Consider the following 22,187-nt stretch of genomic DNA (forward strand, 5'->3'; position numbering starts at 1 on the left):
TGAGGTACGAAGCACGGAGTAGCCTGCCCCGAAGAATTTCGGGGGAGAAATCTCTCTGAAGCAGAGTCCTTAACCCCCTTCCCGCTCCAAAAACTTCACCACCAAGCTAAACAGCCCTTCATAACCATCAAAGCCAATGGTTTCGGGTACGTCGTACATGTCGTGATAGGCCGTGCGTTCTCCCAGCGTGTAGATGAAAAAAGCCGGTACTCCGTTTTTCGAAAACCAGTAATGGTCGCTGTTGGCGGCCTCACCCCGCACCTTGATTTTCGGCACCAGCTCGTGCTCTTTGTTGATTTGGGCAAGTCGTTCAGCGGCCTCGGGAAAGGTTTTTCCATTCACCACCGTAATGCCGTCTTCACCGGTTCCTACCAAATCGAGATTCATTAAAAACCTGATTTTCTCTAAGGTAACCAACGGGTTATCCACAAAATACCGTGAGCCCACCAACCCCGCCTCCTCACCGGCAAAGGCCAAAAATAACACCGTGTATTCCGGTGGATTCTGCCTGTAGTGCCTCGCCAAATCGAGCATCATGGCCGTACCGGAGGCATTGTCGTTCGCGCCGGGAAACAGCACATTGCCCATCTTACCCAGGTGGTCGTAGTGGGCTGTAATAACCAACAAACTGTCGGAAGTTCCGGTTCCGCGAACCACTCCCATCACATTTTGCGAGGTGAATTCCTCTTCGAAGGTGCTTTCTACGCTCAGCACCACCGTTTCTGCCTGTTGCCAATTCACGGTTTCGCGGTTCACTTCAATCACCGGCTGCTTAAACACGCTCGTTCCCACGCTCCAGGTGAGTTTATCCACAGGGTCAATCACGGGCACCCATGCAGCGAGCTCCCGCAAAATACCCGCTCTTTTTGAAGCGCCATCGCGATTGTACGGAGATACCGGATGCAGCACATACACAGCCTCGCCTGTGATAATGATGTCCCCCGGACGGTCGATGTAGCTAGTATCGAGCTGTATCACAGACAAATGACCGGAAAAAGACGGACTGTTGGGGTGCATATGAAAATCGCGGCCTGGGGTGAGCGCAAGACCGTCTATCTGCACAGAAACAGGTCTGCGAAAAATGTTCACAGGGTGTTGAAAGGGCTGAAAACGAACCTCATTCAAGGGCTCAACACCGAGGCTGTCCAGTTGAAAGGCGATAAAATCGGCCGCTTTTTGCAAGCCGTTGTCCACATAGCCCCTGCCTGCAAAGTGAGGGCTGCAAAGGGTGTCTAACAGGTACCGCGCATAGGTGAGATTTTGGCTCTGACCGGATACGGCCAACAACAGCCCTACCAGCAGCCCGAGACCTCTTATGACAGGTACCGTCGCTCTATCAGGCTCAGGAAAGTAAGCGTAAGTTGATCTTCTTCGTCCCATTCGTAGGTGGTCTTGAGTTCCTGCTCCACCCATTGTCGAGCCGAGCTGATATCGTTGCAGGTATTCAGTTTTTTGAGGGCCTGGTTGTACGCGTCGGCATCTCCCCCAAAAAGCTCCTTGATAAAACGGAACTTCTGGTTGAGCCCGATGGCCACAGTGAGGTCGGCAATTTTGGTGTGGCTCAGCTTATCTGCCAACGACTCAGGTCGGCCTTCGCTGGGAGGAATCACCTCCGAGCGGGAACGCGATACAGGTTTTTGAACTGGTGCAGGCGCGGGCTCCGGTGTGGGAGGTGGCACGGGCTTCGGTGCCGCAGCCCTGGGTTCAGGTTGAGCAGGAGGAGGTGGAGGTGGTGGAGGCTGGGGTAGCTCAGGTTCATCCTGCTGCTCGCGCGAAATCTCCTCGATGGAGTCAATCAGGGAAATTTGTTTGGGCGCCAATGGCTGTGGAGGGGGCGCCTGCGGTTCTTCCACCTTTGAGGCCGACGGTCTCGTCCCACCCATCCCCATCAGGTTGCGGTCTTCAATGGCTTTGTAGCGCAAAATAACCAGACGCTCATATAGCTCTCGCGCGTCGCGAAGGGTCACTTCAAACTCTTCGAGACCAACAGTACCATTGTTGATACGCGAAGCGAGTAAGTTGAGACTTTGTATTAACTCCGGAATTGATTTGAATTTTTCCATGGTACGAATATCAGTAATGATGTTGACATGAGAGAAAGGCCACATGCCTTGGAATTTCGGTTACATTTGCCATATAAGGCACGGTTTGCGCAAAGTTACGGTTTCCGCGCAGCCTATATTTGAACGCAAAAATCATTTGAATATGTTTCTGGAGTACACCCCGGCTGGTGGAGAGCGCTTAGGTTGGATTGAAGTGATTTGCGGATCGATGTTTTCGGGTAAAACCGAAGAGCTCATTCGCAGGTTGAAGCGCGCGCGCATTGCCAACCAAAAGATTCAGATTTTTAAACCCGCCCTCGACCGCAGGTATGACGAAGTAAAGGTGGTAAGCCACGATGAAAACGCCATTCACTCTACACCCGTTGAGCACTCGCGCGATATTTTGCAGTACGTGAGCGATGAACACGTGGTGGGCATTGACGAGGCTCAATTCTTTGACATGGACCTGCCTGATGTTTGCAACGAGTTGGCCAACAGAGGTATTCGGGTGGTGATTGCAGGTCTCGACATGGATTTTAAAGGCAAGCCTTTCGGGCCTATGCCGCACCTGCTTGCCATTGCTGAGTACGTTACCAAGGTGCACGCTATTTGTGTGCGCAGTGGTCATCTCGCTAATTACAGCCACCGTATTGTGCCCGGAGAAGACCTGGTGGCTTTGGGCGAAAAGGAAAGCTACGAGCCACTGAGCCGCGCAGAATTTTTCAGGTGCCTGAAGGCGGAAAAAGAGCGGGAGCAAAGCAATTCCTGAATCAGAACTGAAACCTGAAAGACGGCTTAATCAGGAAGAAGTAATGACCCTGCAACGACGGCTGATCGGTGTAGCGCCACACAAAATCCACACGGGCAAATTTGATGATATTCTCAATTCCAAAGCCCCACTCGTAATAGGGCTGACGGAGAATGGTGGTGGCCCGCGGTAAATCAGCGAGGTAGGCATTGTCTGCGCGTGCGTCGCCTATCAATGCCTTGGCAAATACAAAGGAGCGCCATTTGAGTTTTTTCACCAGCGGAACGCGATCCAGAATCCAGCCTTCAAAGTGGTGCGCCATGGCCAGTTGCGCGTATTCGTCCACATAAAACTCCATGAAGTTCATGAGGTTAAACGATAGCTGATCGTTGAAAATAATGGGGTTTGCCAACGGCATAAAGGCAAACACGTGCGGCATGTTTCCCCATGTTTTGGCTGCGTCAATGCGAAAATGAAAGTATCCTGCGTTGGCCACCGGAATGTATTGCTGCACCGCCACCCTGGCTTGCTGATATCCCACTTCCGAGCCGAGTTCAGGAGCTCCCATACGCGCCTCCAGATAGATGTCCGGAATGGGCCCGAAACGTTTTTGTACGTCGTTGCGGTCGTTGTAAAACGGACGAAGTTTGGTGTTGAGCCAACTCAGTTTGGCCGTAATGCCAACCGATCCAGCGTTGTAGCGCTCGTGCACATGGGGTTTTCCAAACAGTGCTTCGCTCAGCCAAATGGTTTCAAACTGCTCGCGCGTGTAATCGGCCATGAGGGTGAGGCCCACCAAAGGTTGCACGGCAAAAAATCCCCGCGCCCGCTGACTGTAGTACCGCGAATCGTCGCCATAAAACTGACCGAGCGACGAGAAGATATGATCTATGCGAATAGTATTGAAGCTACGGCCCAATTGGTCAATGTCGTCGCGAAGCTCCCCTCCCACCCATATTTTGCGGTACTGGTCAATGTCGTGCCGGTAGTAGCCAGACAGTCCGTATTTAAAGCGCTCATCCCGCACGCCATAGGCTCCGTATGCGTTGATTTCAAAGGGGCGCTTGTCGGTTTCGCGCAGTCTCCCGCCCAGCTTAAAGCGGCCAAACTCCACTTGGTTGTAGCTGTAAAAGGTGTAGAAATCACCCACCTCAAAGGGGCCCCAGGGGATGTGACCTGTACCGATGCTCAACAGCAGGTTTTTGCGGAAAATGAATCGGGGGTCTTCGGCAAGCCGGTCGGAAACGGCCTCAATACCGGCGTCGTCTTTATCCAGCTCTACCGATCTACGCCTTTCCCAGAAATCGCGGTCGCGCAAGCGGGCACTGTCAGCGCTGACCACTGCCAGCGGACCGGCAAAAAGCGATTTGTCGGGTTGCACATCGCTGGAGTAGGCTCCAAAAACTGAAATTTTCCTGCCAAAGAAACCTGTCAGGTCGCTTGCGTTTTCGAGGACGGTAAAGTCCCCAAGCACGGCCGATGTATCCACCACCCAGTAGTGCTCCTCAAAAGGTTTGTAGGATTGGCGAATGAGGTAGCTACGCACAAAGTTCACGTTGGCCTGCACATCGAACCTGAGCGTAATGTCGCGCACAGCGCTGCTCACCGAATCAATCTTCATCAACCCGGTAAAAGCCCTTTGACTCACAAAGCGCGGTTTGTAGGCAATGAGGTAGGTTTTTCGACCGTGCACCTCAACGCTGTCCATCAGGTAGTAGCGGTAATAGCGCTGATAGCTATCGTGAATAGGACTGGGAAACTGTTTGTCGAAAATCTGCACAAAGTTCTCATAGACATTGGGCATGATGTACAAATCGCTGACAAAATCCATGAGCCGCGGTCCGGCCAGTCCCGTAATTTTTTCGCCTTGCACAATGCTGCGCTCGTTGTTGTTTTTGCGGTAATGTTCAATGTACTTTTCAACGAGCAGGGCCGGAAGGTAGCGGATGCCACTGGTGTCCACGCCTTCGTTTTCCCACAGGTAGTCAAAGGGCCGAAGCAGGAAATTTCGCTTGATTTTGTCGGTAAAGTGATTGAGGTCGAAGCGGATTTTCTGGTACTCCTCAAACTGAATTTCCGACATGGCGAAGGGGTGGTTTTGGGGCTTTGCCGCCACCACCCTATTGAGCACAGCAAAGGCAGGGTTAATGCCGGGGCGCACTTCAAACAAACCGAGGTCGGCCGCTTGCGGAGTAAGCCGAATGGTATCGTTCACCAGGGGTAAAGCCACCCTTTTGGTGCGGTAGCCGAGGCTCGACACGCGCAGCGAATCCGATCCGGCACCTGCATTGAAGCGAAAAAAACCAAGGGTATCGGTAGCAGCTCCGCGCGTGCCTGCCAGCACCGAAACATTGGCAAAGGGCACCGGCAAACCGGTGTAGGCATCGTACACGAAACCCTGCACCTCACGCTGGGCCAGCAAGCCAGAAGCTGAAATGCTGACAGCAAAAACCATCAAAATCAACCGGTATGTTAAATTTGCACGCATTAATCTGGCAAGTACCCGGTTGAAACGACCGACTGAAAGAGATTCTTGTTGAACATGAGGGCGAAAATAAGGGATAATTACACGGCCTTAACAGGCTTCTGTTGCCAACATGCGGACTGTCAAAACCTGAACAATTCTTTACCTGCCTTGTTGCAAGCCTTGAATTTAGTCGCCTTCAACAACCTTGAATCGCCTGCATTAAACACCGCCAAAGCACCCCACCATGCGCCTGCGTTTTAAATGGAACCACTACCTCGGCTTTTTTATGCACCCCCTGCTGGGAGCGCAGCCGCTGGCGTGGTTGCGTACGCCGCTTTCGCTCAGGGCCTGGCCTACCTGGCACTTCCTGCCCAAGTTTGTTTTTGTGGGATTGATGTCTGTGCTAAACCTTCCCAATATCCTTATTGAGCAGGTTTACCGCTTGATTCGCCGCCCCGCAAAACCCGCCGAAGACCCTGTGTTCATCATCGGACACCCACGCAGCGGAACCACCCATCTTCAGCAAATCCTGTCGGAAGATCCCCGGTTCTACACGCCGAAGCTTTACGAAGTGCTCTTTCCCAATTACAACAATACCTTTGCGAGATTGCTTCGCGGTATCATCGCTCCTTTTCTCCCCAAAACGCGACCCCAGGATAACGTTTCACTCAGCCTCGATTCACCCCAGGAGGAAGAATTTGCATTGGCCGCCACCTCCGGCTTGTCGTTTATCAACGGATTCTACTACCCCAAACAGTTCAGGCAAATTGTGGAGCAGGCCGTGTTGTTTCGCAACGAAAAAGACAAACGCGTTTGGCAGCAGTCTATGTTGCGCTTTGTGCGGGCCATCCAGCCGCAATGTGGCAATCGCAGACTTATTTTGAAAAGCCCCGCCAATATGGCGCGATTGGAGGCTATTCGGGAGATTTTTCCCCATGCGAAGTTCATTTTTATCGACCGCAACTCACAGCGCATTCTGCAATCTACGCTGCACCTTTTTGCTGAGGTGCTTCCACAAACCAGCTTTCAGTACATTGACGAAAAAACCGTTATCGACCACGCTTTCTTCATGTACGAAACCTTTCACCGCGCCTATCACCGGCAGTCGGAATCTTTTGATGCCAGCCAATTGATGCAGGTTTCGCACGAGGTTTTTCTGAAGCAGCCCGAAGAGGTGCTGGCAAGTATTTACCGCTTTTTAGGTGTTGAAAACCGCGCCATGGACTCGGTGGTGAGGAATTATGAAGCCTACCAGAAAAACAAGCACAAGCCGCTCGACGGGCATCTGCTGAAAAGGCTTCAAGCCATTGATGCAAAGCTCCTTTCGGAATTTCCACATTCGGCGTTTCCGCGCAAGGTGGCTGTGTAGCGGGTATTTACCGACTACTTGTTTGAGAGCCCCGCGGTCTGTACCTTCGTGCTGAACTACACCCCATGCAGGAACCAGTTAGATCCGCCTCCACCCAGCTTCACCGGGGCTATGCCTTCAACGAGCTGGCTGAAATCATGAACGGGCAGGTGCTGCGCATGGCCACTGATACGCGGATTACCCGCATTGACATTGACAGTCGCAAGCTGCACCAATCTGAGTCATCACTGTTTTTTGCACTCAGGGGACCGCGTCACGACGGGCATCATTTTATTCGCGAACTCTATGAGCGCGGTGTGCGCAACTTTGTGGTGAGCTCGCCCCGCGAAAATGTGGACCTGCTCTACGAAGCCAATGTCATCCAGGTAGAAGACTCTCTGGAGGCCCTCCAGAAACTGGCAGCGCACCACCGCAGCAGCTTTGATTTACCCGCGGTGGGTATCACCGGCAGCAACGGAAAAACAGTGGTGAAGGAATGGCTGTATCAGTTATTGCAAGCCAGGTATTACGTGGTAAGGAGTCCGCGGAGTTACAACTCGCAAGTGGGTGTGCCGCTTTCGGTTTGGAACATTTCGCGCGAGCACAGCCTGGGGTTATTTGAAGCCGGAATTTCAAAACCTGGCGAAATGGCACGCCTTGCCTCGGTGATTCAGCCGAATGTGGGTGTGTTTATCAACATCAGGCATGCCCACGACGCACAATTTGAAAACAGGAAACAGAAAGCCCGCGAGAAACTGGAACTTTTTCGCCATTGCCAAACGCTCATCTACCAGGGCGATTACACAGAAATTTCTGAGAGTATTGCTGAAGCAGATTGGACAAAAAACATCCAATTGGTGCGCTGCAGCCTGAAAGACCCCAATGCCGACTACTTTGCCGAAGTCAAAATGCAGGGCGACGCCGGCACCACTCTTGCGCTACATGCAAGTGGCAAGGAGTATTCCGTGCGCATTCCTTTTGGCGACGAAGGCTCGGTGGAGAACGCCCTGCTCTGCTTTGCCGCAGCGAGTGTATTGGGGCTTTCGCCGGAAGAAACGACGGGCGGACTGGAGTCGCTGCAACCCGTAGCCATGCGCCTGCAACTGCTGGAGGGCGTGAACCACTGTGGCCTGATCAACGACGCGTACAACAGCGATATGGGCTCGCTCGAAATTGCGCTAGACTTTGCCAACAGGCAGCGTTTTCTGCCCAAAAAATCGCTCATTCTCTCCGACATCCTGCAAAGTGGCGCCTCACCCGAAGCGCTGTACAAACAGGTTAACGAGCTGTGTGTTCAAAAAGGCATTGCGCGCATCATCGGGGTGGGCGCTGTGATTTCGCAGCACGCAGATGCCTTTACCATTCCGGCCACCTTTTACCCCGATACCGACGCTTTGCTGGCGGCGCTTCAACCCGATTGGTTCAACCGCGAACTGATTTTGGTAAAAGGGGCACGGCCGTTCCGGTTTGAGCGCATTACCCGATTGCTGCAGCACAAATCGCACGAAACCATGCTCGAGATCAACCTCGATGCACTGGTGCACAACCTCAATTTTTTTCGCTCGAAGTTGCAGCCTTCTACGCGCATCATGGCTATGGTAAAGGCCTTTTCGTACGGAATGGGGAGCTACGAGCTGGCGCACTTGCTGGAGTACCAGAAAATATCACACCTGGCCGTGGCCTATGCAGATGAAGGCGTTGCGCTGAGAAAGGCAGGTGTTCAGTTGCCCATTATGGTAATGAACCCCGAAGTTTCGGGTTATGCTGCCCTGGTAAAGCACAGGTTAGAGCCTGAAATTTACAGCTTCCGCACGCTGGAGGCTTTTCGCGACGCGGCCAAAACCTCCATGGTAAACCCACCCTACCCGATACACATAAAGCTCGACACCGGAATGAATCGCCTCGGGTTCAGACAAGAGGAACTGAATCAGCTTGCGCAGGTGTTACAACAGAACCCCGGTCTGCACGTGGCGTCGGTTTTTTCGCATCTGGCCGCTGCCGACAATGGCCTTCACGATGACTTTACGCATGAGCAGGCCAGGAAATTCATCACAGCCTTAGAGAATCTGAAAAACCAACTGGGTTATTCATTTCTACGACACCTGCTGAACACCTCGGGCATTCTTCGATTTCCGCAGTACCAGCTCGATATGGTGCGGTTGGGAATAGGTCTGTACGGTTACGGCATTCCCCCGGAACTGAAGGCAGAACTGATGGAGAGCAGCAGAATGAAAACCGTGATTTCGCAAATCAAAACCCTCCAGCCGGGCGAGTCCGTGGGTTATCAGCGTGCCGCCGTCGTAGATTCCATCCGGCGCATTGCCACCATTCCCGTGGGCTATGCCGACGGTTTTCCGCGTGCATTGGGCAACGGCAAAGGTGAAGTAGCCATTGCAGGATTCAGAGCGCCCACGGTAGGAAATGTATGTATGGACATGTGCATGGTGGACGTCACCAACATTCCATGCAGAGAAGGTGATGAGGTAGAGATTTTCGGGTCTGATGTGCCATTGAACGAGATGGCCACACGTCTGAACACCATCCCCTACGAGGTAATCAGCGGCATATCGCAGCGCGTAAAACGTGTATACTATCACGATTAGAATTCCAAGACATACCCAAATTTGAGTGCCGCCATATACCCTTTTGTGATGAGCGGTCATGAACGTCGCATCGTCTTTTCGTATTTTTGGAACTGCACACAATTCTGCTTCAGGATGTACCGCGTTTTCTCTTGTGTAATCAGTTTCATGTTGCCGTTTTGTGCAAATGCACAGAGCCCTGAAGTTGTGCCCGGTGATGTGCTGGTAAGCCTGAAAGCCGGAGTCACCGCAGAGCAACTTACGGATGACCTTCGCGAGTTGAACGGACAGACCACCGGTTTTTATGTGAAGGATCAAATCGCTGCCCAAATGAATATCTGGCTTGTTGGTTTTGACCACGTGGCGATTCCTATGGACAAGATGCTTCATACCGTAAAGGGTCATCCATGGGTTGATCATGCTCAGTTCAATCACAAGATCGAGGCACACAGCACACCCAATGACCCTTTGTACTCTGAGCAGTGGCAATACCATAACGACGGCTCAAACGACGGTGTTGCGGGAGCGGACATTCGGGCTCAAGAAGGGTGGGAAATCACCACAGGGGGTCAAACCGTTTTTGGCGACGATATAGTGGTAGCAGTTCTTGACGACGGGCATGTGATGGCCCATCAGGATTTTGGAGGTAACCTTTGGGTGAATACCGCTGAAATACCCGGAAATGGAATTGATGATGATGGAAACGGTTATGTTGATGACTACCTGGGGTGGAACGTTCAGCTAAACAACGACTTTGTTCATGGCGGATCACATGGAACACCAGTACTGGGCATTATAGGCGCCAAAGGAAACAACGGCGTTGGTGTTGCCGGGGTAAATTGGGATGTAAAGCTCATGATCATCAAAACCAATCTGCTAACCAGTGAGGCCGCTGTGCTTTCCGGCTATTCATATGCGCTAAATATGAGGCAGCTGTACAACGAAAGCAACGGCGAGGAGGGCGCTTTTATAGTGGCTACCAACGCCAGTTGGGGAGCGATGCCGGGCAATCCTGCAAACGCGCCTCTATGGTGCGGTTTTTACGACCTCATGGGCCAGGAAGGTATTTTGAGCGTTTGCTCAGCGGCCAACACAGACATCGACATGGACCAGTTCGGAGGCCTTCCGGCATCATGCGGAAGCGAATACCTCATCGCGGTTACAAGTTGCGACAATACCGACACAAAAGTTACCAATGCGGGGTACGGTGCAGAAACCGTTCATCTCGGTGCGCCAGGTGAGGGAGTTTTTACCACATTGGGTGGGACGGCGCCATACGGCACCTTCAGCGGAACATCGGCTGCAGCGCCTCACGTAACTGGGGCTATAGCACTCCTTTATTCCACCATATGTCCGCAATTGGCTTCGATGGCCAAATCCGACCCCTCTGCAGCTGCATTATTGGTCAGAGATTACATTCTGGCCGGGGTTGATTCACTCGCAAGCCTTCAGAATATTACGGTTACCGGAGGACGACTCAATCTCAAAAACAGCCTCGACCTGCTTACCGCTGCATGCGCAAACGACGAGTGTTTCATTCCTTTTGCCCTGAATGTGGAGCAAAACACACCTTCCTCTTACACACTTAGCTGGGAAGGCTGGAGTGGTGATGAAAGTTTCAATCTGCAGTTCAGAGAGCTGGGTGAGGACACATGGACCACCATCAGCGGTTTGGCTGAAAATAACTTCGACCTGAGCGACCTGGAGCTTTGCCTTGAAATGGAATTTCGTGTGCAAGCCGTGTGTGAACAAGACGAATCTCCGTTTTCTGAACCCTTGAGCTGGACCACCGACGGATGTTGCGATGCTCCTTTTTTAGTGCTCGCAGGTGCCACCGACGAAAGTGCAACGCTTGAGTGGGAGCCCATAACTGCTGCGGAAAGCTATACCATCAGGTACCGCAAGATACAGGAGGAAGAATGGATTGAATTGGCCGACTTAACATCTATTGAAACCACCGTTTCAGACCTGGAGCTTTGCGCTGAGTATGAAGCGCAGATCATGAGTCATTGCAGCAATGAAGAACAAAGTGGGTATTCTCCATCATTACAGTTCAGAGCAACGGGTTGTGAAACCTGTCTGGATTTATTCTACTGCCAGGCCTACGGGAACTCTACCTGGGAGTGGATTGATGAGCTGCAGCTCAACACCCTGCATAATATCTCAGGCAACGATGGTGGCTATGGGAATTACACCCATCTCACCACTCAGTTGGAGCAAGGTGAAGTCTATGAGCTGGCTATGATCGCAGGGTTGGATTTTGGAGAGATGTGGTATACCATCTGGGTGTGGATTGATTTCAATCAAAACGGCATCTTTGAAAACTCAGAGCGCTTTTACACACCGGGGGCAATTCAGACCGAGGAAGGGAGTATCGATATCACCATTCCGTCAGACGCTCTGTTGGGGGCAACCCGCATGCGCGTGATGATGTTACACGGAACTCCAGTTACATGGGGCGAACTTCAAAATCCTTGTATGACAGGCTTCGACTGGGGCGAAGTGGAAGATTATTGTGTGGAGATTATTGAATCAACTACGTCTGTTCGCGAAAATAAAGGTGCAGACGTTCAACTCTTTCCCAACCCGGCCAACACATCATTCAGGGTTGTGATGCCCTCGGAAATGGTCAGTGAAACCGGTACGCTGCACCTTGTTAACTCACTTGGTCAGCCAGTAGCTTCCATGCCTGCCAACCATCCCGAATTATTCTGGAATGTAGGCCATCTGGCGCCGGGTCATTACCAGCTGATTCTCCAGAACAACCAATCCATTGCGTTCAGAAAACCTGTAATCATCACCAAATAAATTACCCTTGAAAAAACTTTTTACACTTCTGGCTTTGATGCCCGTAATTCTTATTGCCCAGCCTTCAAAATTTGAAGCCCCACAAAATGCTGAAGTCAACTACGTGCCCGGCCAAATCCTCGTAAGCCTGCAGGAAGGCAAAACTGCCTACCAGGTAGCCCGCAGTTTGGACCGCGTAAACGGCGCCCTCACAGATTTTGAGGTGCTCAAACAAGTTACCCCCTACATGAACATCTGGCTGGTTGGCTTCAATGAGCAGGCCGTGCCGATGGACGCCATGTTGCGGGCCGTAAAAGAACACCCGCTTGTGGAGGTTGCACAGGTAAACCATATGGTAACGCACAGGGCCGTGCCCAATGACCCGCTCTACTCTTCGCAATGGCAGTACAACAACGACGGCTCCGGTGGTGGCGTGGCAGGTGCCGATATTGACGCGGAAGCCGCTTGGGAAATCACCACGGGAGGATTAACCCCCATGGGCGACGAAATTGTGGCTGCCATTCTGGACGATGGACACAATATGAATCACCCCGACTTTGAAGACAATCTCTGGGTGAACACCGGAGAGATACCCGGCAATGGCATTGACGACGACGGCAACGGATACGTTGATGACTTCCTCGGCTGGAGCATTGTGACCAACAGTGATAATGTATCGGGCGGCGGACACGGCACTCCCGTTTTGGGCATTGTAGGCGCCAAAGGAAACAACGGTATTGGTGTTACCGGCGTGAACTGGGACGTGAAGCTGATGATTATCAAGAACAACTTCAACACCAATGAGGCTGCGGTCCTCGCAGCGTACTCTTACGCCCTTACCATGCGCCAGATTTACAACGAAACCAATGGCGCTGAGGGAGCATTTGTAGTGGCCACCAACGCCAGTTGGGGTGTGGATTTCGGCCAACCGGCCAATGCGCCTCTATGGTGTGGCTTTTACGACATCATGGGGCAGCACGGTATATTGAGCTGCGGAGCCACCATCAACGGCAATCACAACGTAGATGTGGTGGGGGATCTGCCCACTGCCTGCCCGAGTGACTTCATGATCTCCGTTACCAACCTCAACAACACCGACACCAAGGTAACCAATGCCGGATTCGGTGCCGAAACCATTGATCTGGGTGCGCACGGAGCAGGCACTTTTACCACCACCGCCGGCACTTCTCCTTACGGAACTTTCGGAGGAACCTCAGGAGCCACACCGCACGTTACAGGAGCCATTGCCCTGCTTTACTCAGCGCCATGCCCTTCGTTTATAGCCCTCGCCAAGGCCGATCCCGAAGCTGCCGCTATGTTGGCCCGCCAATACATTCTTGAAGGTGTTGACCCCAATGAAAGCCTACAGGGAATCACTACCACTGGCGGACGACTGAACCTGAAAAACAGCCTGGATCTGCTGATGGCAGATTGTGCGACGAGTGGTTGTTTTGCGCCCTTTGGGTTAGGGACAAGCCTGCTCAGTGCGTCGGAGACTGATGTTACCTACACACTTCAATGGGAGTCCTTTGTAGAAAGTGAATCATTCAATTTGCAATACCGCCCCGCCGGTGAGTCTGAATGGACCACCGTGAGCAATCTCCTGAACAATGCATTCGTACTTCAAGGCCTCGATTTTTGCTCTGAATATCAATTCAGGGTGCAGGCTGTATGCACAGAAGATGAAAGTGAATACTCGTCGATCTTTGTTTGGACTACCGACGGTTGTTGCGATGCCCCGGAACAGCTAACCGCAACCGAAATTGGAGATGACTTTATTAACGTAGCCTGGACCGATGTGCTAGCCGCACTCAGCTATGACCTTCGATTTCGAATGTTAGGTGACGCTGTTTGGACAACGCTGGAGGGCCTTACAGACAATGAGGCCAGCATCACCGGACTTCAGGAATGCTCCGCCTACGAAATTGAAGTCCGAACCCATTGCGCTAACAATGTGCTCACAGAATACTCAGGGGCAGTCACCCTCGGAACTGACGGCTGCGGCACCTGTACCGAAGCCAATTACTGTGAAGCATTCTCCTCCAACTCCTCAGAAGAGTGGATTGCCGAAGTGCAGCTCAATACCTTGCACAATGTTTCGGGTAGCGATGACGGCTATGGAGATTACACCTTTATGAGCACCACCCTTACCGCAGGCGGAACCTACGAGCTGAGTGTAACACCCGGCTACGCAGACGACGAATGGGATGAATACATCATGGCATGGATTGATTTCAACCAAAATGGTATCTTCGAGGCTTCGGAAATTGTACTCGACACCGACGGCGTGACCACAACAACTTTCACCAGTGAATTTACCGTGCCCGAAGATGCGCAAATCGGAGGAACCCGCATGCGCATCACCATGCGATACGAACAAATGGCCGGTCCATGCCAGCAAGGTTTCAGTTGGGGCGAAGTTGAAGACTACTGCGTACTCATTGCCGACCCGGTTACAAGCGTGGCCCAATTGGACGACCCCAATGTGGTGGTTTTTCCCAACCCGGCACGAGATCAGTTCAGGGTAAACCTGCCTGAAAAATACCTCAACAACGCCTACACGCTTCACCTGGTAAATGCAGCCGGACAGCTCGTGAGCTCACAACCTGTGAACACACACGAAATTCTTTGGAACACCGGTAACCTCTCAACCGGCCAGTATCAATTGCTCATGATGGGCGATGATAATATTCTCTTCAGAAAACCTGTAATACTCTCAAAATAAATCATCATGAAAATCAGTACACTCTTACTTTCACTACTTTTCCTTCCCGGGTGGTTGCTTGCCCAATCGGGATACATTGACTACGCCGCCCACGGCGAGACACCGTTTGAACCCGGAGAAATTCTGGTTCGCATTACGGACACGCAAAAAGCCGAGCGCATCTTCAACGACCTCGCTGAAATCAACGGAACAGCCACCGGCCTCAAGTTCGGCCGTGTAGTTTCGGAGCGTCTCAGCATCTATCTTCTCGAGTTCAATCAAGATGAAGTGAGCCCCTTTGAAATGCTCCGCCTCGTAAAGGAGCACCCCGTTATTGACGAAGCCCAGTTCAATCACCTCGTTACACGACGTGAAACCATTCCCAACGACCCCCAATTCAACCAGCAGTGGCACCATGTAAACACCGGCCAGACCGGTGGAACCGCCGATGCAGATATTGACAGCGATTTGGCCTGGGATATCACCACCGGAGGCCTTACCGCTTTGGGCGACGAAATTGTAGTGTGTGTGATTGAAGGCGGAAACCTGAATCACCCGGACCTCGCGGACAACGCCTGGGTAAATGTGCATGAAATACCGGGCAACGGAATTGACGACGACGGAAACGGTTACATCGACGACTACCTCGGCTGGAATGTGGCATCCAACACCGACGGCGGTGTGCTGCAAGGAGGCCACGGAACCCAGGTTTTCGGTATGATTGGTGCCAAAGGCGACAACAACCTGGGTGTTGCCGGAATCAACTGGGATGTAAAACTCATGTCGGTAGCCGGAGAAAACCTCTTCAATGAGGCCTCCGTAGTAGCCGCCTACACCTATCCGCTGGTAATGCGCGAACAGTACGACGCCACCAATGGAGCACTTGGAGCGTTTGTAGTCGCTACCAATGCCTCCTGGGGTATTGACGGAGGAAACCCCGATAACTCTCCCTTGTGGTGCGGGGTTTATGAAACGCTTGGTGAATCAGGAATTCTGAACTGCGGAGCTACTGCCAACAACAACGTAAACATCGACAACGTAGGAGACCTCCCCACCGCGTGTCCAAGCCCATACATGGTAAGTGTAACAGCTACTAACCACAATGATGTGCGAACTTTTTCCGGTTATGGAGTAAACACCATTGATGTGGGAGCCCCCGGAGCTGCCGTGGTTACTACCTCCGGAACTAATGGCTATGGTTCAACCTCAGGAACTTCCTTTGCAAGCCCTCTTACGGCAGGTGTTATTGCGCTGCTCTATTCTGCGCCTTGTCCGTCACTCATTCAAATTGCTAAAGCCAACCCACAAATGGGTGCCGATTTGGTAATGGAAGCGCTTTACGAGGGCGTGGATATCATTCCTAACCTTATCAATGAAGTAGCCACCGGTGGTCGTATCAATGCCTACAACAGCCTGATGCACATTCTGAACAACTGCGCTGATGCCGGATGTATTACCCCCTTTGCGCTGAATGGTGCTCAGGAAACAGGCACATCCAACTACACCTTGAGCTGGAGTGGACTGGATGCCGAGTCATACGACCTGCGTTATCGCCCAACAGGAGAAACGGAGTGGACAGAAGTTGAAGGACTCGTTAGCACCAGTTATTTTGCCGCCGACCTCATCTTCTGCACCGAGTATGAATTTCAGGTAAAGGCCAACTGCGAGGAAGAAAACTCAGAATACTCCAACTCTTTTGTTTGGCAAACAGATGGCTGCTGTGAAAATCCCGCCTTTTCTGTGGGAGGTGCCACCGTTGAGTCTGTAACTGTGAGCTGGGAGCCCGTTCTGGCAGCTACGCACTTCAACCTGCGCTACCGCCCACAGGGAACCACCATCTGGACAGTTGTGAATGACATCAATGACACCGAATTCACCATTAATGGGTTGGTTGAGTGCACTTTCTATGAAGTGCAACTGCAAACTGTGTGTATTGAAAATCAGGAAGAGCCCTTTACCGCCGGCGTAAACTTTAACACAACGGGCTGTGGCTCATGCACCGATTTGGATTTTTGCGCCACAGGTGGTGAAAACTCAAGTGACGAGTGGATCGAATCTGTTGAATTCACCTCTTTCACCAATGTTTCAGGAAACGACGGCGGTTACGGTGACTTTACCGACGAAACCCACCTGTTTATGATTGGCGTGCCGCACGAGTTTACACTCACACCAGGCTTTGCCGCGGGTACTTTTAATCAGCATTTCACCATGTGGATTGACATCAACCAAAATGGTGAGTTTGAAGCAGACGAGTTAGTGTATGACTCGGGGACCGGCATTACTGCTGCCGTTTCAGGCAGCTTTACCATAGAACCCGGCACACCAACCGGTGCTACCCGCATGCGAATTGCAATGAAGTACGTGGGTGGTGGAGGTATATGGGGTGGAGCCCCCGATGCTCCTGCCCAACCATGTGAAGTATATCAGTGGGGAGAATCAGAAGACTACTGCATCTTTGTTGATGATGTAAGCAGTGTGGATGAAGCCGTAGCAGGTCGTGTGAGCATTTTCCCCAACCCCACCAGCGACCAGTTTTGGGTTGATCTGAGCCAAACCGGCTTCAACCCTCAAAATCTTCGATACCACCTGCTCGACCTCACAGGTCGTGTCATTCAATCTGCGCAGTTCAGCGTAGACCGTCAGTCGTTTGACATCAGCAACCTGCCTTCAGGCGTGTATGCTCTGGTGATATACGACGGTGAAACCCGCGTGGCCAACGAACAAATTGTGGTGGCGAGGTAAGCTGGCACCCTTCATTCATATCTTTTCTGCAAAGGCGGCCTCAGGGCCGCCTTTGCTACTTTCCAAGAACCTTCAGTGCCTGCTGAATGTGCTCTTCAGGCTTAAACATGGAGTTAAACGCCATTCGGATTTTTTGATCGGTGCCAATTACATAGGTGACCCTGCCCGGAATAAACAACAAGCTGTTGGGTACCTCGTACAGTTTGCGCACTTCCTTGTTGGGGTCGCTCAACAAAATGAACGGCAACCGGTGATTATTGGCAAACCCCGCGTGATCCTGCTCGCCGTCTGAACTCACCCCCACCACCTCGGCACCGGCATCTTTGAATTCTTCATAAGAATCACGAAAAGCACACGCCTGAGCCGTGCAACCGCGGGTTTCATCCTTGGGGTAAAAGTATAGCACCACATCTCCGCGACTGAGCAAGTTGTACAGTCTCACCTCCTCTCCCTGCGCATTCTTCAGCGTAAAATCGGGTGCCGATTGGCCTACTTGAAGCATGTTTTCAGTTGTTTCGTTCGCGAATTCGCTTGTACCATTTAATGGCAATCATCATTACCACCGCCACGCCCATAATGCCCAAAACGCCCCAAATCCAGTCAAGGGTAGAGCGCAGCACAATTACAAACACTATAGCGATGAGCAACAGGGTGGCTCCCTCATTCAACACCCTGAATCCTGTAGATGTTTTGGTAATGCGGTTTTGTTGCAACTGATTGAACAACCGTTGGCAATAGAGGTGGTACACCACCAGTATGGCTACCATGGCCAACTTTACGTGCATGAACCCTTGAGTGAGGTAGCCCGGCAGCAGGTACAGCATCCACAAGCCAAAAATGAGCGCCAGAACCTTGGATGGCCACGCGATGATGTACCACAGGCGCCACTCCATCAGTTGAAACTGCCTGATAAGAATGCTGCGTTCGGGCTCTTCTCGCGAATCGGCTTCGGCGTGGTACACAAACAGGCGCACGATGTAAAACAACCCGGCAAACCACGTCACCACAAAAATGATGTGCAGCGATTTAACAATTCCGTACAGGTTGGTTATTTCCATGGCTCTGTTTGAAGCAGTACAAATGAAGTATCTTTGCCCCAAAATCAGGGTAAATGTCGCGCAAAAAAGTGAAAGCATCCGAAACTGTTGCCACCACCACCCACATGGTGCTTCCGGAAAACACCAATACGCTGGGAAATCTAATGGGCGGACAGCTTCTGAACTGGATGGACGTTACTGCGGCCATTTCTTCCCATCGGCATTGCCGGAGGATTGTAGTAACCGCAGCCGTAAACAACGTGTCGTTTCAACACCCCATCAAACTCGGCGATATTGTAACCATTGAGGCCAAGGTTTCGCGTGCGTTTTCATCATCGATGGAAGTATTTATGGAGGTTTTTGTGGAGAATCACAGCACCGGCGAGAAGACCCGTTGTAACGAAGCCATGTACACCTTTGTGGCAGTAGATCAGATTGGCAACCCTATTCCTGTACCTGAACTTGTTCCTGAGAGCGATGTGGAAAATATGCGTTTTGAGGGGGCCCTTCGGCGCAGGCAATTGCGCCTTATTCTTGCCGGCAAGCTCAAGCCCGAAAATGCCACCGAGCTTAAAAAGCTGTTCGAATAACAGGCAGAAAATTCTCAGGGCGTTTCCAAGGCCCGCAGCGCCAGCTCCACTACTTCGGCTTCGTTGATTTCTTCCGTGCAACGACATGTTTTGTACTTGCAGTGGTTGCCCAGTTTGGAGCACGGCCTTTTGGATAAATGCCGCGCCTCTACCATTGCCGAAGGAGCCCCGGGCAGGTAGGGAAACATACCAAATTCAGGCACCGTTCCGCCCCAAATGGAGATAACGGGTTTTTTCAAAGCTGCGGCCACATGCATCAAACCCGTATCGTGCGAAATCACCCCATTACTCAACTCAATCAAGGATGCAGAACCGTGAAAAGAATACTTTCCAACCGCGCTCCACACTTTGGTACCGCCTTTTTGCGCCACAACAGCGGCGGCTTCTTCATCTTCTTTTCCTCCCAACAGCACCACCGGATAGTTGAGCGCGTCACAGATGCGGGCAATCTTTTCGGGAGGCAGCTTTTTACCCCTATGCTGACCGCCCATCACAAAGACCAAAAAGCCATTTTTGAAGTCTGACGGGAGCTTTGAAATGCAAATTCGCTCTTCATCGGGCAGAAAGTAATCGAGTCCGCGGTGATCATTCTCAATTTTAAAGGCCTTGAGTGTATCCAGATAGCGATCTACGATGTGCACACGCGGCAATTGATCAATGCCGAAACGCACCAGCAACCATTTCTCCCAATTGAGCTTTTCGAACGAGAAAGCAAGCACCTTGAGTTTTCGCTTCAGGAAAAATGACCGGGCGTTGTGGTGGAGGTCAATCAGGTAGTCAAACTGAATGTTCTTTAACTCTTCAATGATTTCATTGGTACTGCGCTCAATGGTGTGCACCCTGCTCACGTATGGGTTGTTTTGCAGAAGGAAAGCAAAGGGCTTTTTGGTGAGATAGTGAATCTCCAGCTCGCCGTGCCATTGCTCCTTGGCGCAGCGCAGCACCGGAGTGGTGAGCACAATATCGCCCATAGACGAAAAACGAACAACCAGTAAGCGCGTGGTAATCATTGCGGGGCCGAAGTTAGCAAGAAAGGCCCATCCGCTGTGCCCCCCATTTTCACTATCATTGCAGCGTGATTATTGACACCCACAGCCATCTATACTTGCCCGCTTTTGACGAAGACCGGCCGGACATGCTTCAGCGCGCCCGAGAGGCCGGTGTGGCGCAGGTGTTGCTGCCCGCAATAGACTCTGATTACCACCACGCACTGGTTAAACTCTGGCAAAGTGACCAAGCGTATTTCAAACCCATGATGGGCGTGCACCCATGCTCTGTGCAGCCCAATAACTACAAGGAGGAGTTGCGAATGGCAGGTGAACTACTCGACCAATACCCTTTTGTGGCTGTTGGCGAAATAGGTATTGATCTCCACTGGGACAAATCAACATTACCGCTTCAAATAGAAGCTTTTGAAACGCAAATCGACTGGGCCAAAGAGCGAAATCTGCCCATTGTGATTCACTGTCGAGAGGCGTTCAAAGAGATTTTTGAGGTGTTGGACCGACTACACGATGAGCGACTGCGCGGTGTTTTTCACTGCTTTACCGGCACGGCCGAAGACGCGGCCAGAATCAAAGAGTACGGTACTTTTCTCATGGGATTGGGTGGTGTACTAACTTTCAAAAACAGCGGTCTGGATAAAGTGGTATCGGAATTCAGCCTGCGGCATTTTGTACTCGAAACCGATGCTCCCTACCTCGCACCAACGCCTCACAGGGGCCGTCGCAATGAAAGCGCCTATGTACAGTTTGTGCTGAAAAGGCTGGCCGAGATCAAAAAACTACCCGAAACGCTTGTGGCCGAACGCACATCAGAAAATGCCCGTGCCATGTTTCAAATCAATTAAGCCATGCAACAACGAAGTGTGCTGATGATATATACCGGAGGTACCATTGGGATGGTGCAAAACCACGAAACCGGTGCCTATCATCCGTTTGATTTTGGTCATATCGAGGAGCAAATTCCCGATTTGCGCATGATAGAGGCCAACATCGACAGCTACGCTTTTGAGCATCCGATAGACTCCTCCAATGTAGATCACACGGTTTGGGCGCGGCTGGTTGACATCATACAAACCCACTACGAAGATTACGACGGCTTTGTGATTCTGCACGGCTCCGACACCATGGCCTATACGGCCTCGGCCCTGAGTTTCATGCTCGAAAACCTAAAGAAGCCTGTCGTTCTCACCGGGTCGCAACTTCCTATTGGCATTATTCGCACCGACGGCAAAGAAAACCTCATCACCGCCATTGAGATTGCCGCCACCTACAGAAACGGTGAGGCCGTGGTACCCGAAGTAAGTGTGTATTTTGAATACAAACTCTACCGCGGAAACCGCACCCACAAGTACAACGCAGAGCAATTCAAAGCATTCCGGTCATCCAACTATCCCTTGCTCGCCGAAGCCGGTGTAAAAGTGCGGTTTAATCGGTCAGCCATTCGATTACCCGACAACGAGCCAACGAAGTTTCACCGCGCAATGGACAACCGTGTGATGGTATTGCGACTGTTTCCGGGTATTTCCGAAACTACCGTGAAACACCAGTTGGAGACACCGGGGTTAAGAGCACTGGTGCTTTCAACCTACGGCAGTGGTAATGCCCCGAGCGCTCCGTGGTTTATTGAGTTACTTCGCGAAGCCATTTCCAACGGACTCGTAGTGCTGAATGTAACCCAATGCGGAGAAGGTTTTGTGCAGCAGGGGCGCTATGAAACCAGTTCCGGACTGGCCTCGGCAGGCGTTCTGGGCGGTGCCGATATTACCACCGAAGCGGCCATTACCAAACTGATGTTCCTGTTGGCCAATGCCAACGATAACATTGCGCTGAAACGGCTCGTGATGCAATCGCTGCGCGGTGAGATGACTGAGGATTCGGAAAATGAATAACTCCGTTGAAAATACCGTTTACGGATGCAGATGTTCCGTTGCGCAAAACCACTGATAGCGTTTGCCCACAATCTTTTTGCCGTTGCAGGAAAATTTGTAATTTGGCCGCCCTGAAAATGGACGTTCTTTTCAACCCGTTTAAACCGGGGTGTTTTTCAGGAGCAGGAGTGCAACAGTCCAACTTGAAATTTATTCAGGCGGGGCTGATGCAGCTATTTCTTCCGAATTGAACCGGTTTGAAGGAGAG

15 protein-coding genes are annotated in these 22,187 nt (G+C 51.7%); 9 read left to right on the forward strand and 6 right to left on the reverse strand.

Features of this window, described 5'->3' with window-relative positions; all coding sequences use genetic code 11:
• Window positions 1-69 precede the first annotated feature (69 nt).
• Together EA392_06345 and EA392_06350 are read right to left on the reverse strand one after the other, a co-directional pair.
• The gene (locus EA392_06345) at window positions 70-1,413 is read right to left on the reverse strand and encodes a M20/M25/M40 family metallo-hydrolase (GenBank protein TVR39363.1); all 1,344 of its coding nucleotides are present in this window, start codon (window positions 1,411-1,413) and stop codon (window positions 70-72) included.
• A complete protein-coding gene (locus tag EA392_06350) occupies window positions 1,314-2,063 on the reverse strand; it encodes a hypothetical protein (protein ID TVR39364.1) in 750 nt (249 codons plus the stop codon). Before EA392_06350 ends, EA392_06345 begins: the two co-directional genes overlap by 100 nt.
• Window positions 2,064-2,205: 142 nt before the next feature.
• Between EA392_06350 and EA392_06355 the strand changes: the two genes are divergently transcribed.
• Window positions 2,206-2,811: a thymidine kinase gene (locus EA392_06355; GenBank protein ID TVR39444.1), complete on the forward strand. Its 606-nt coding sequence runs from the start codon at window positions 2,206-2,208 to the stop codon at window positions 2,809-2,811.
• A 1-nt stretch (window position 2,812) separates the two neighbouring features.
• Here EA392_06355 and EA392_06360 read toward each other — a convergent pair whose 3' ends face one another.
• The gene (locus EA392_06360; protein TVR39365.1) at window positions 2,813-5,278 is read right to left on the reverse strand and encodes a carboxypeptidase-like regulatory domain-containing protein; all 2,466 of its coding nucleotides are present in this window, start codon (window positions 5,276-5,278) and stop codon (window positions 2,813-2,815) included.
• Window positions 5,279-5,501: 223 nt separating this feature from the next.
• Between EA392_06360 and EA392_06365 the strand changes: the two genes are divergently transcribed.
• The 5 genes from EA392_06365 to EA392_06385 all read left to right on the forward strand — a co-directional run bounded on the left by EA392_06365 (window position 5,502) and on the right by EA392_06385 (window position 17,420).
• Window positions 5,502-6,626 carry a sulfotransferase gene (locus tag EA392_06365; GenBank protein ID TVR39366.1) on the forward strand — a complete coding sequence of 375 codons (1,125 nt, stop codon included), beginning with the start codon at window positions 5,502-5,504 and terminating at the stop codon, window positions 6,624-6,626.
• A 65-nt stretch (window positions 6,627-6,691) separates the two neighbouring features.
• Window positions 6,692-9,208 (forward strand): bifunctional UDP-N-acetylmuramoyl-tripeptide:D-alanyl-D-alanine ligase/alanine racemase, encoded by a 2,517-nt coding sequence (locus EA392_06370; GenBank protein ID TVR39367.1) that lies wholly within the window; start codon window positions 6,692-6,694, stop codon window positions 9,206-9,208.
• A 48-nt stretch (window positions 9,209-9,256) separates the two neighbouring features.
• Window positions 9,257-11,995 (forward strand): hypothetical protein, encoded by a 2,739-nt coding sequence (locus EA392_06375; protein ID TVR39368.1) that lies wholly within the window; start codon window positions 9,257-9,259, stop codon window positions 11,993-11,995.
• 37 nt (window positions 11,996-12,032) lie between these two features.
• Entirely contained in the window at window positions 12,033-14,699 is a 2,667-nt protein-coding gene (locus EA392_06380; GenBank protein TVR39369.1) for a hypothetical protein, read from the forward strand.
• Window positions 14,700-14,705: 6 nt separating this feature from the next.
• A complete protein-coding gene (locus tag EA392_06385; GenBank protein ID TVR39370.1) occupies window positions 14,706-17,420 on the forward strand; it encodes a T9SS C-terminal target domain-containing protein in 2,715 nt (904 codons plus the stop codon).
• Window positions 17,421-17,475: 55 nt separating this feature from the next.
• On the opposite strand, the gene EA392_06390 is transcribed toward EA392_06385, so the two are convergent.
• Both EA392_06390 and EA392_06395 read right to left on the reverse strand, forming a co-directional pair.
• Window positions 17,476-17,922: a peroxiredoxin gene (locus EA392_06390; GenBank protein ID TVR39371.1), complete on the reverse strand. Its 447-nt coding sequence runs from the start codon at window positions 17,920-17,922 to the stop codon at window positions 17,476-17,478.
• A 4-nt stretch (window positions 17,923-17,926) separates the two neighbouring features.
• Complete coding sequence (locus EA392_06395) at window positions 17,927-18,478, reverse strand: CopD family protein (GenBank protein TVR39372.1); 552 nt, start codon at window positions 18,476-18,478, stop codon at window positions 17,927-17,929.
• A 53-nt stretch (window positions 18,479-18,531) separates the two neighbouring features.
• On the opposite strand from EA392_06395, the gene EA392_06400 reads away from it, so the two are divergent.
• The gene (locus EA392_06400) at window positions 18,532-19,047 is read left to right on the forward strand and encodes an acyl-CoA thioesterase (GenBank protein TVR39373.1); all 516 of its coding nucleotides are present in this window, start codon (window positions 18,532-18,534) and stop codon (window positions 19,045-19,047) included.
• Window positions 19,048-19,061: 14 nt separating this feature from the next.
• Here EA392_06400 and EA392_06405 read toward each other — a convergent pair whose 3' ends face one another.
• Window positions 19,062-20,057: a glycosyltransferase family 9 protein gene (locus EA392_06405; GenBank protein TVR39374.1), complete on the reverse strand. Its 996-nt coding sequence runs from the start codon at window positions 20,055-20,057 to the stop codon at window positions 19,062-19,064.
• A gap of 65 nt (window positions 20,058-20,122) precedes the next feature.
• Here EA392_06405 and EA392_06410 point away from each other — a divergent pair, with 65 nt between their 5' ends.
• The gene (locus EA392_06410) at window positions 20,123-20,896 is read left to right on the forward strand and encodes a TatD family deoxyribonuclease (protein ID TVR39375.1); all 774 of its coding nucleotides are present in this window, start codon (window positions 20,123-20,125) and stop codon (window positions 20,894-20,896) included.
• 3 nt (window positions 20,897-20,899) lie between these two features.
• Window positions 20,900-21,940: a type I asparaginase gene (locus EA392_06415; GenBank protein ID TVR39376.1), complete on the forward strand. Its 1,041-nt coding sequence runs from the start codon at window positions 20,900-20,902 to the stop codon at window positions 21,938-21,940.
• Window positions 21,941-22,187 lie beyond the last annotated feature (247 nt).

This window comes from Cryomorphaceae bacterium, from assembly GCA_007695365.1.
Classification (GTDB): Bacteria; Bacteroidota; Bacteroidia; order Flavobacteriales_D; family SKUL01; genus SKUL01.